General features: G+C 37.2%; 8 protein-coding genes and 1 pseudogene. All 9 read right to left on the reverse strand.

Features of this window, described 5'->3' with window-relative positions:
• Positions 1 to 3 precede the first annotated feature (3 nt).
• Positions 4 to 1,212: a hypothetical protein gene (locus CXF86_RS19415; protein WP_102039823.1), complete on the reverse strand. Its 1,209-nt coding sequence runs from the start codon at positions 1,210 to 1,212 to the stop codon at positions 4 to 6.
• Positions 1,213 to 1,780: 568 nt separating this feature from the next.
• Positions 1,781 to 2,012: pseudogene (locus tag CXF86_RS23115) on the reverse strand (hypothetical protein); the annotation flags it as partial.
• A 98-nt stretch (positions 2,013 to 2,110) separates the two neighbouring features.
• Positions 2,111 to 2,887 carry a hypothetical protein gene (locus CXF86_RS19420; RefSeq protein WP_102039824.1) on the reverse strand — a complete coding sequence of 259 codons (777 nt, stop codon included), beginning with the start codon at positions 2,885 to 2,887 and terminating at the stop codon, positions 2,111 to 2,113.
• 69 nt (positions 2,888 to 2,956) lie between these two features.
• A complete protein-coding gene (locus CXF86_RS19425) occupies positions 2,957 to 4,513 on the reverse strand; it encodes a hypothetical protein (protein WP_102039825.1) in 1,557 nt (518 codons plus the stop codon).
• Positions 4,514 to 5,800: 1,287 nt separating this feature from the next.
• Complete coding sequence (locus CXF86_RS19430) at positions 5,801 to 8,023, reverse strand: PDDEXK family nuclease (RefSeq protein WP_102039826.1); 2,223 nt, start codon at positions 8,021 to 8,023, stop codon at positions 5,801 to 5,803.
• A gap of 243 nt (positions 8,024 to 8,266) precedes the next feature.
• Complete coding sequence (locus CXF86_RS19435; protein WP_102039827.1) at positions 8,267 to 8,716, reverse strand: helix-turn-helix domain-containing protein; 450 nt, start codon at positions 8,714 to 8,716, stop codon at positions 8,267 to 8,269.
• Between the two features lie 126 nt (positions 8,717 to 8,842).
• Complete coding sequence (locus CXF86_RS19440) at positions 8,843 to 9,145, reverse strand: hypothetical protein (protein ID WP_102039828.1); 303 nt, start codon at positions 9,143 to 9,145, stop codon at positions 8,843 to 8,845.
• A gap of 1,451 nt (positions 9,146 to 10,596) precedes the next feature.
• Complete coding sequence (locus CXF86_RS19450; protein WP_219622746.1) at positions 10,597 to 10,896, reverse strand: hypothetical protein; 300 nt, start codon at positions 10,894 to 10,896, stop codon at positions 10,597 to 10,599.
• Between the two features lie 124 nt (positions 10,897 to 11,020).
• Complete coding sequence (locus CXF86_RS22835) at positions 11,021 to 11,938, reverse strand: hypothetical protein (RefSeq protein WP_180961115.1); 918 nt, start codon at positions 11,936 to 11,938, stop codon at positions 11,021 to 11,023.
• Positions 11,939 to 12,045 lie beyond the last annotated feature (107 nt).

Below are 12,045 nucleotides of genomic sequence, written 5' to 3' on the forward strand. Positions count from 1 at the left end.
TTATTATGCATCTCGACCAATTAGAAGCCACTTGTTTTTAGATTTCATTTGGTCTGCATATGCTTGCATTCCGAAGCCGGTAATAGTTACAGGAGCACCAAATACAGGTAAAAGTAAAAGGTCTAAAGCCAACAATGGAACTCCAACGTAAGTGCATATTTTACCAACTCTCTCACATCTATGAGCTTTCTTTAATGATTGGTTAGCAAGCTTGATATCTTTCCTTAATTTCTGTTCTAATTCAGCATTACCTGATTGAAAAGCAACAACCCATTGTGAAAGAACATTTCTAAAATCAGTAAATGCACTCTTCTCTTTAAGTTTAACAATATCAGAGTAAGATTCTATCTTTGGTAAAAATTCTATTTCATCTAGAAATACTTTGACCGATGTTACTATATCTTCATGTTTACCTAGCGATTTAATATAAGTTGTATCTTGATAGCGGTTATTTATTCTAGAAGTTAGGCCTAATAAAGGTAAAGCAGCATCCAACCTTTGTGCTTCCCTCACATGAGCCAAAGCTACAGATGCCTTTACATCTAGCATATAAATAGTACTTCGAAAATACTCTAAAGTATCTAGATCTAATGAGTAGTCCTTACTAAAAGGCGTAAATATCTCCTTTAAAGATGTTAAATCAAAATTATCTTCATCGCTTCGAACTGAAGATAGCATATGCGGGTGTATCGTGAGTTTTTCTATAATGTACCCTAGCATATCTCTATTAATACGCTCTTTCCCTAGAGTTTTCATTCGTTGCCAGACATAAGGTTCAAACGTATTAAATAATTTTGCCCTTTCCGCACTCGAATTTTCATAGCCATTTGATAACATACCAGGGGTGCTTAATGGGTTTGTATATGGCGTGTGATAATTTAAAGTTGCATTGGTCATATGCAAATGATTACCTAGTCGTTCTGAACTGTCTTCAAAGATCTGTCTATACTCGATCTGTTCTGGATCTTCATGGTCTGAAAATAGTGTAATTCCTCCTATTGAGGTCTCATCAAGATATACTTTATCGAATAGTAAGGAATACATTAGAGAGTGTTGACTTACTTTACTTTTATTTATTTCTTTTTTAAAAGCGTCTAGCTGATCTTTTTCATGTTGGTTTTGTGCCTCTGCATAAGTTAAATCACCTGATTTAACAAGTTCTTTGACTAAAGACTTCCCTAAATTTCCAATTAAATATCCATTATTCAGCATGTAAAACGTCCCTTAAACATAACATTTGTATACACGCCTTGCGCGTTTATCCGGTTAGACCAGCCAAAACGTGTATCAATAAACAACTAATTTATAAACATTTTTATCGGTTATCCCGAAAACATGTGCTGACAAAACGAGAATGGAGGATAAACTTGCCTCGTATCTCCTTCAAACCGAGCAAGCACACTTTTAGTCACTTGAATTTACTCTTCTTTTTATTTTCACTCAATAGCAAACCGCGAACTGATTGCGCATAATTTGATGATTATCCGCACAAAGCCAATAATACTGTATAAAAACACAAACACTGATCTTTCCGACTGATGAGAAAAAATATTGCAAAGAGGTTAGTGCTGTATTGGACGAATTGCTGACGTAAACACGTAATGGAGCATACACGTGTCAGCGGGATCCGCTCTGAAACGTAGCACGGACATAAATGCGTTAGAGCTAGTACTCAAAATGGTCTAGTTCACATCACGATATGTATTGCTATGCTCGAAATATCCAAAAGACTGCTTAGGTCAATCTCTAAACAGGTAACCAAATTAACCGTGCCACTTCACACTGGCCATATCTTTTTATTTTGGGCAATAAACGAATACTTTACTTCGTTTCTTTGGCAAAGAAGACCATTACTTTTTTAATATCTCCCGATCCATTTCTAGGCGTTTCATTTGAGATTTCAGTTTACGGATCTCTTGTTGAACAGGCGTTAATTTCCGTTTCCTCTAAAAGCATGACCATCATCAATTTCAGCTTCAGCGATACAGTAATTTTGATCTCTCACGCGCAATTGCACCTTGTTTGAATTCTTTTGATTAGATTTTACGTTTTATCATTTCAATCTCCAGTTAAGCTTGGGGTAATCGGATCAATTAAACCACGTCAGAAGTTAACCTGTATTACCGAGATAATTACGTCGAATTTCTTCCCCTAAGCTCAGCATTAATTCATTAGACCCTTCAAATTTAGGATTAATACAATTCTCAAAATTAAAACGCTTGATTTGCTTTGGGCTTATGTAAGTTTTGGCAATGAAGGTCAGCCCACCTTTACTAAATTCTCCGAGTAACATTCCTCCATTGATTAAACGAACAGAGACATTACTTACCGTTTTCCATTTTTTCACATTGTTTACCAATTCGACAGCAACATTTAGCCATACAGATGCAATAGCAAATAATGCTATATTAAGGTCTCTAGTAAAACCACGCTCGCGCTGGAGCCATCGAGCCAATACATGATTTGAATTAAGAACCACATTAGGTGCATTTGGTGCTGGGTATCCATGAGTTTTATGCTTATAGTCGATTATATATGGCATAAATTGAAGGTGTTCACGACCACTAGTATCTTTAAATACATTTAATAGAGCGTAGCTTCCAATATAGTCTGATTCGTGTCCCGTACTTGTATTGTTAGGTATCTTTAATGGGACAACGGAGTTTGTTTTCGACAACAAGGATATTAATTGAATAAAATTTTTGTTTGCTTTTTGAAGTGAAAGTCCGTTTCTAAATTTAGTTTTGCATCCTTTCAAGTTAGCAGTAGTCCTTGAATTTTGCTTACGTAATTCGCACTCTTTAACCTCTCGAATTCTTAGTTTAACTATTGCAAGGGCTTCTGATTCGTCCATGAATCTTTGATTTGCTAATTCTATTTGAGTCATAAGGTAAATCCAGTTTTGATTTAGCTAGAGAAGTCTTTTACTTTGTATTAAAAAGTAGTTATCGCCACACTAAGGTGTCTGAAAAAAGCCACACTTTAGTAATTTCTGCACCTTCTCTGCAATAAATTTTTCTTTAATCATAAGCGGATTAGGCATAAGCGTATTAGGGTTTCGTCCACTATCAGGTAGATAACCCAACAGTTTCGCATAAGAGGTAACTAGTGATCCCAACGGGTCATAATAAGTATCAAACTGCTCTTCAGTTAATTCCCTATTCGCTTTTTGACATAAACAGCAAACCTCAAAGAATAGCAACATCCACAATGGGCCAGAACTGTATCTGGCACCCCTTAATACTTCTGTGTAGTGCTTTGCCGCAATAATAGGTTCACCTATCGCTATGGCGTTTTGAGCCTTAATCCAATACTCAACCCAGCTTGGTTTGAATGTAAGGCTTTTACTCCACTCTGTAATAGAAAACTGTTCTCCTTCTTCATAAACGAACTTGAAGGCTGTGGGGATCTTATCTACCCTATTTAAAATTAGGTCATAGCTATCTAGTACGTTTTTATATTCATTTAACTTAACCTGTGCCATCTCAAACAACATCCATTGCTCCGCGTCAGGCCGTCCCTGTTCCACTGTGTAATCAATCACTTCACTGGCTGATTCCATCGGAGTTACACCCAACAATGGGTAGCTGAATTTCTTATCCCATAGAGGCTCACATTGATTATCATTTAAGTGAATATTAAGGTTATGGACGATGAACGCACCTAGAGCAGAAGCATTAAAGTAAGCATCATCGCACTCAACTGGCGTCAATTTCTGCACAGGCAAAATCGTTTGTAGGTAGATGCGCCACTTAACTCTAGTAAAGCGTGAAAACCTCTCGATTACCTGTTTAGCGGCAGTATCAACACTCCTGCCCTGTAAGCCAGCAAACTCTACATCTTTGTTGGCCTTTGCTTCTGCATGATACTGACAGAGCTTATAGACTGAGCTTCCCGCATTAGCTAATAGTTCATCGATTAATCGGCGCATTGGCCAGTCATCTTGTAGGGTCTGCTGCAACCAATCTCTATCACCTAAAGCATGGTGAGAAACCAGGCTGATGACGATAGATTTTAGGACATTGTTGACGAAATACTGATAAGTTTCGGGAATAGCACCGTGATCAATCACAAACTCTCGAACCCACTCTCGGTAGTATTCTAGTGCATTTAGATAATAGTTTTGCGCTAAATGAGCTATTTCAGGTTGAGGGTACCGCTCTTCAATAACCTGTAACATGTATTTCTGAAATTCAGTAAACTCACGAATAGTGCTGAAATTATTTTTTGCATATTGAATGACGTATGCTCTGATAGTTTTAAGCTGTTTAGATATGCGCTTGTTATCTGGAGCGAGTTGGCGAGTTGCATTAAGTAAATCTTGTATACTAACTTCACCTTGTTTGTTGTTTTCCACCAACGAGAAAGATGCCTGCAACGCCTGTCTACGTTCTTTCTCTGTTGCTGGAACATGAAATGTTGTTTCTAGCTTTTCATCACTCCATAAGCCCAACGAATCACAAACTACTTTATGAAACTCACCAAGAGTGGGAACGTGTTTAATGCCTGACATATTGACTCCTTATAACGATAAACCAAACATTAACAGATCCACTGTTCCTTACTAGGCATTAAAACATTTATTCGGTATATATCAGTGGGTTATTAAAAAACAACAAGCATCATGTGTGTATTAAGTCTAATTGCACAGTCTGTCTAGTCGATTCACTTTCAGTTAATTAAGAAATAAACTCACAATGATATTACCTGATTAATATCGACACTTTTATATTAGAATTAGGTAGGTCATAGTATTGGTCACTATTCACTATTCACTATTAATAGATTTAACTAAACACTTTGGGGTGAAAAAAGTTAGAGTGCTGATCCATCACGCCTATTTTAACCAAGTTTATCTAATTCTTCACCTGGTGCTACAAAAAACTCTTCAAGGTGGTAGGTAATTACCGTTGTTGTGAGGGGTTATCCTGTCAAACCAACAAAAATTCTGTATGAGAGTGTTAGACATTCTGGTAACTGGAGATCTGATCTGAACCATTAACTTTGAACACTGAATCAGGCGATGGGGACTGCTAAATCGACCTTACTATATTGAAGTTCAGCATTACTATGATCTTGGGAAAAACCCAAATAAACAATAACTTATGAGAATAAACTTGTAAGTTTATATTGACCTGTCAGAATCTTTCTATTATATTGAACTTAGATTTTGACATTACTAAAAAAATCGACAAAAGTAATGCTAGCTACACGCTCTGTGCGTGATTTAAAAGAAGATAATAGTAATGCTAGCTACACGCTCTGTGCGTGATTTAAAAGAAGATAATAGTAATGCTAGCTACACGCTCTGTGCGTGATTTAAAAGAAGATAATAGTAATGCTAGATACACGCTCTGTGCGTGATTTAAAAGAAGATAATAGTAATGCTAGATACACGCTCTGTGCGTGATTTAAAAGAAGATAATAAGAAATTCACATGTGAGCTAATCTTTGCCTCATGCTGTTCACAAAAAGCGACCTTAGGGTCGCTTTTTTAATTATTTAACTAGTAATAACCACTACACTCCGTTGTCCTTAATGACGTTACTGCCGATAGATAGAACGAAACTTTGTGCCTTATCATCTAAAATTTATCCTTTGTTAAGTACCACCCAGAGCCATAGACACACTTATATACTCGTAAGTTAATGCCCTGCTCGTCGTAGATTGTAGTGGTATAGATAATTTGGCCACTCTATTGAAGTTAATATAAGATTTCTTAGGGTAAATACAAATAGCTAAACTTCGAGATATATCAATTTAAAACATGTTTTAGAGAGACCAGGTTAGTGTTGAATATCTAGTGGTGCTTTTGAGTGAGTTGGTCTTCTATACTCCCCCAGACTCGAGAGTGCTCGATAACATCCAGGAATGCTTTGCCATTGAACCCGTCTTCGTACAATGAGTAAGGTTCGGAAGCGAAGTTCATCTGTTCACCAGAGACTAGTGATGAAGAGACTTCTTGTTCTTGGTTACATAAGAAGTGGGCATTGTCCGCTAATGCGATTAGAAGCTCTTCGATTGTTACCTTCATAAAGCCTGCAAAATACTCATGATCGAACTCAATGGACGTATCGGCAATCAAACCAACTATGTGTGGTGTATCGGTAGTTAGATTTAGTCTTTGTTTCAATTGCTCATCAATTTGAAGGTCCATCATTGTTGCACAGACTTTCTTCCTCACTTGTATACCGGCTTTGCGTAAAGTTCTATCTCGATGATAAAAGATTTCAGACTTGGTCGTTCTGCAATACGTCGATTTAACCTCGATAACGATAACGATGTTATCTATTGAACAAATTAAATCGATTTCCCCAGCTTCTATCCCCCCAGGGCTTTTCGCCGTAAAGTTTTTTAAAACTGAGAATCCTCTGAGCTTGAATTTATTACCTAGCTGATTTTCGATTCTTGTTGTCTCATCCTTCAATGAGCTACGTTGATTTGCAAATCGGCGCAAGTTATTTATAGCATTAACAGAACTGACTTGGGCTGACATTAGCCAAGGGAGTTGGACGCAATGACTACCCATTTTAAAGATAGGCTTTTCGGTAAGTTGTTGAAGTTCATTTGTCGGTGAGGCTTTCAAAAGTGCACTGCGTATTTTCAAATCAAGGCACCAGAAGTCTAAAATTGCTTCAGCCGCATTGATATTGCCATCAGGGAAATCATCCGATACAGTCCAGCCGACTATGTTTTTAATTTTCTCTCTCCAAAGAGACCACGTGATAGGAAATCGATTTTTTCCTGTTGCGAGCCCTTTTATGGCCACTAATCCAATAGCTTTCTGCCAATCACCTACTTCTGCATATTCTTGATCAAATGCTTGGATATAGTCCTTTAAGTAAAAAGCTATCATTAACTCTTGAGATAATAATGCCTGAAACAGATTAACGTTGAATCCTGAACTAATGGTCACGGATGATGTAAACCCATACACCTTCTGAAGTTCGAGCAGACTTGCTATTGCTTTGATGTAAGCGACTTGGTTACTTTCATGGTTCTCACTTGTTCCAATTTGTTTGGATGCCATTCCTAAAGTAATGAACTCTTCCACTGCCAAGTTGAACCAGTACCCTCTAAGCAATTTTTGTCGGTTTCCATTACGTTCCCAAGTATCGTCTAAACCACTATCCAAATGCTTAAGTGTTAATTTTTCATTGTTGACAGAAAAATGAAGCGAATCATCAAAACAAAATGGATGAACACTCTGAGAGATAAACTCATCGAGTTCTACTTGAGCTTGTACTAGTTGACCGAAAAGTTGCATAAAAGCTTCCGCTCTAGAGCTCTCTTCATCAGAAGGGAAAATTAGAGGAACATGATATTCTTTTAAAGACTGCGAAATCTTATTATCGTTTAAGGTAAAATCTTGCTTAGATACATGTCTCAGCTTCCATTGCATTAGCTCCGTTAACGCCCTTAACTGGGAATCTGCACTTATGGCCCCACCATCAAACGAAATAGCCGGCTCTTTTAAGTGTTTAAACGAGTAAGCAGCAGAAAAAGACATGAACTCAAACAACGTTAAAGATATTAACGGTTGGCTGTATTTCTTTACTAAATTTTGTCTATCTTCGTGTGCTGATTGAAATGCTTCACAGGTTGAGATGAGTTCTTCTAGTGCATGTGGACTTTGATTGGCTAGTTTTTCAATTTCGGTCCACTTAGCGTGCTCTTTCTTTAGTACCAATTGAGAGCGACGAATTGCAGTACGAATAGTCTCTGGTGATTCTGCGAAAACCTTAGTCATTAAGCTATAATTTTCAGCAATATCCTGTGCGAAGTAGCGTGCTAACGCGAGAATGAAATCATCGGTTTTGTATGTGGCTGGTGGAATCTCAAAAACAAACTTTGAGTTCCAAAATGATTCATCTCGGTTTAGTTGAGGGTTCGTTTTGCTTTTCTTAGAAGGCTTTCTGTAGAGATAAGCTTCGATAACAAGCTGGTATGGACAGTCACTTAGATTCCTTTCCTTTAAGGCTAAGAAAAGCTTATCAAAGTAACTTAGTTCGCAATCTAACATCAAGGAGTCCATTCACTATTAGTTCTTTAAAAATATACCCTTATATACATATATTGAAAAGAGATGAATCTCTAATCTTTGAAAAATACCTATGGTAGATGATATTTACCCTCAGGTAGAATCCACATAAACATACTACCGATTAATTTAAACAAGACTGACTGAAGTGGTTTAGTAGATTTGGTCACCTAACTCACTTAACTATTACTGCAAAACCACCTCAAAGTATTTCATCTTAAGTATTTAAAGGTTATCGATATCAATCTTAATTTCAGCTTGGACACGCCTTTCCTCAACAAGCCGAACATCAAGTTCATCTTCGATGAGGTCTTCAATTTCTTCAAGAATATCAGCTGAAATACCTAATCCAATACCTATCTTTCGATAAGCATAGAGACTAAGTTTATGTGTACCATTGAGCACTTCAGCAACCTCAGACTCAGAACCGATATAAGGAATCAAGTCTGTTTCTGTTAGACCCAATTGTTCCATTCTGAACTTTATAGCTTCAATAGCATGCGGAGATTGAATTGGAAATAGCCTCTGCTCATACTCATTAATCTCATGACCAAGCATTTCAATTTCATCTTTGTTTTCTAATTGTTCTGAACAATCTAGATCCATTAACTCAGTCATACGAGATAAAGCCTGTTCGTACTCTTGAGCTGTTCTGATTGGTTTTATTTGACTCATTAAGGCAACCTCTCAAAGCTTCACTTATTGTACTCAAAAAGTCCTATCCATCAGTTTAAAGCTATAGCTTAGTCCATCTCTACCAAGGTTTAGGGGGTGTTACTAAAAGAATTCACCTTGGGAGAACTATTTACTGCACTTTGCCGCAGCAATGAGTAGCGCCTGATAGTGGTCGAAGATAGCATTCAGCAATAACGTATCCACTTGACCAGAGAGAATAATGTTGAGCGTAGGAATGCCGCTTTGAGGGCTATAATCAATTTTGTAAATCTCTACATAGCCGTCTTGGGCATCCATCAACCCAGCCAGCGTCTTAATGAGCGCATAACAGGGAAATACAAAGCAATCTTGCATATTCAGATCATCGAGTAGTCGAACTTGAGGAAAGTGGTCATTAAGTCGCTGCTGAAGAATGTGGGCCTGTTGCATATTGGTGCATCTTTGATAGCTTATTTTTACAAGCATAGCCTAAGCCAATTGCATCCACCGGGGGTGTTACTAAAAGAATGCAGCGCTTAGACAAATATTAATATTTATCTCTATAACCATGCTTAGTTAGGTCTCAGTCATTTCAAAGTGGTGATTGATATATATACATTATTAGCATTTTCATATATTATTAGATTATTAGATTATTGAGTTATCTTGCTGAAGCCCACTGTTTATATAGGGTTCACTCATATTTATAACATGATCCAGCGTTAACGTGACAAGTGGGATTAAGATCCAGTGATAACGTGTTATTTTGAAATTAATGATCCAGTCAAACTCTGCAAAAACTTCTTTAAAATCAGTAAAAGTGATCCAGCGATAAAATGCCATTAACATTTTTGACATTCGACATTGAGATCGAAACTTGATCCCACTGAAATTAGAATCGTTCTAGCCCCTTCTACAACAGGCTTGGAGCTGTTTTTAATAGGTAATAGAAAAAGTGGGATTCTAATTTAACGTGAGATCTTACCTTCTGGCGGTTGGATTTTGACATTTTGTAAAAGGCTTCATTGTATAGCAGCATAAACCGCATGAAGAAAATACAACTGACGTGCTTGGCATGGCCGTGTTGATATACTCATTCCTTGGATAAGCCAATCCCATGGTTTTCTCAGGGTTGATTTACCGTCCGGCAAACAGGCAGACTTTGTTAATCACCTTTACCCCAGCTAATGCCTTATGACTTGTCCGTTGTGATCTCTAAGGCTTACTTTAGCATTGATGAGTTGCTAATAGCGGTACCGCTGTAATGAAGGTCTCGCCCTCGGCCACCATGTTACCCAACTACTGACGGCCTGCTCATCCATCCCAAAGGTAAATGAACATGGGCTAACCAAAGTTTGTTACATATACAAGCCAGTTGGTGATGTGACGCTTGGATTTAACCAGTAGTACTGTTTACTGTGAGGTGCTCACAGGATCTGAACGCAACCTCCAACAAGATCGGAGGTGTTTCCTATTTAGGAAACAAAGCCATCTGGTGTGCCTAATATAGAGTGTTATAAGTTGTAATTGGAAGGAATTGATGAAAATAGGAATTCATAGTAACCGCCCTACTTCTAACGTGGTTTCAAGCATAGTGAATTTTAGCTGAGGCAGAATAGTGCTCACTTCCAGGAACAAGCGATCTATGACGCTACCACGATTTGGGACAAAAGTGAGTAATCAAAGTCCCTTGGTGTTCACAAGCTAACTGTTGATCTTGTAACGCACTTCTGAACAAAAGTGAGTTAGAAATTCAGCCTTAGCGAATGACTAGTTGATAGAGTATAAGAATAAAGTTTACTCTGACCCCACTTATACTTCTGAACAAAAGTGAGTTAGAATTCAGCCTTAGCGAATGACTAGTTGATAGAGTATAAGAATAAAGTTTACTCTGACCCCACTTATACAATTGCCCCCTGAGGTAACGCAGGTAATATTGAATCAAACTCGAAATCAATTATCACTGTATTTTGACGTAACCTAATATTTGTAATATAGCCGATACGTGACTCAACAGTTTCATTCTCAGTGACAAATAAAGTTGGAAAGCTCTTTAATTCTTCTATAGCACTTTCTGTAAAGTCTTTATAACGCTCACTAATTTCAGTAACAGTGTACTCAACTAAAGAACGGCTTCTATCACTTTCATACGGACTTGTATTCCAAGTCCATGAATCATAAGAAATCAATAAATTAAACAAGGTGAATCTCCATATTTACGTGTAAGCCTAACGCCCTAATAATGGGCAAAAAATTGTTGGCTAAAATGTTGAGGAACGAAAACAGCCAACTGTTTTTATCCTTATTTATTAGCTTGTTATGTTTTTATACTTCTACAAAACTTGCCAATAATGATTGAAATTCACTTTCAATAAGCTTTTGTTCTTCTAATTCTGCAATAGATTGAATTATATAGTAGCTGTCATTACTAAATAGCATGGAGAAATGAATATATTTCCACGCATTTGATTTAATATCCAACGCCTTAGCTAATATCATTTCCCCGTTCAAATCATTAACTTTAGTCTGACTTTGACCTATAACCTCTATATTTGTAAACCCGTCAGATTTCATTAACCGTTCTCGAGCATAATTTGCACGAGATTTAATTTCATAAGTATTTGAGTATGATGCTGCGATAATGGCATATGGTGATTTTTTGTTTTCAATTGGAAACAAGCCGTCTTTGGTAAGAATAAGGGCATTACCCATTTTTTTAGCAATTTTAAGAGATTTTGTTTCATCTATTTTGAAAGTTAGTCCCTCGAAAAAATCAATTTTAGAGTCTCGCTCCCAGCGAGATGTTAAAATTGTCTCTTTAAGTTTATCTGACACTTCACTTGAAAGATCTGTTTGAAAAGAGGCCGCGATAAGAATGGATTTTGTATCGTCTCCCAACAAAACCATCCACTTCGTAAAATCAAGTTCATAAGCGGTTTGACTGAGCTTCATTAACTTCGCTGAATCATTTCCTAACTTGATATCCTCTGTGCTTAACAAAGTTACTCCTTTGCTCGCAAATCCTTTTTTATTCATCCCCTTCATCACTTCATTTATAGGACCGGGAATTTCGGTAATCATAATTGATGTACCGTATTCTTCATCCACATAGCCTGAAAAATGTTTTGCTGGCGCTAAATAAGTAGGTGGGTCTATAACAATGTGAGTTCCTTTTACTCTTTCAGAAGCGAGTACATTTGAAACAAAAATGTTCAAAAGGATGATAAGTAAATATTTATTCAAAATGCTGGCTCCATTCTGCCGAAAAACATAACGTCCTGTTAAGGGGCAAAAAATTGTTTGCTAAAATGTTGAGGGACGAAACAGCCAACTGTTTTTTGTCCTGCTTG

The organism is Shewanella sp. GutCb (genome assembly GCF_002836135.1).
In the GTDB taxonomy this organism is placed as follows: Bacteria; Pseudomonadota; Gammaproteobacteria; order Enterobacterales; family Shewanellaceae; genus Shewanella.

Excerpts from the sequence above, each read along its gene's own strand:
- CXF86_RS19415 (WP_102039823.1), bottom strand. The coding sequence starts at position 1,212 with ATGCTGAATAATGGATATTTAATTGGAAATTTAGGGAAGTCTTTAGTC.
- CXF86_RS19420 (WP_102039824.1), bottom strand. The coding sequence starts at position 2,887 with ATGACTCAAATAGAATTAGCAAATCAAAGATTCATGGACGAATCAGAA.
- CXF86_RS19425 (WP_102039825.1), bottom strand. The coding sequence starts at position 4,513 with ATGTCAGGCATTAAACACGTTCCCACTCTTGGTGAGTTTCATAAAGTA.
- CXF86_RS19430 (WP_102039826.1), bottom strand. The coding sequence starts at position 8,023 with ATGTTAGATTGCGAACTAAGTTACTTTGATAAGCTTTTCTTAGCCTTA.
- CXF86_RS19435 (WP_102039827.1), bottom strand. The coding sequence starts at position 8,716 with ATGAGTCAAATAAAACCAATCAGAACAGCTCAAGAGTACGAACAGGCT.
- CXF86_RS19440 (WP_102039828.1), bottom strand. The coding sequence starts at position 9,145 with ATGCAACAGGCCCACATTCTTCAGCAGCGACTTAATGACCACTTTCCT.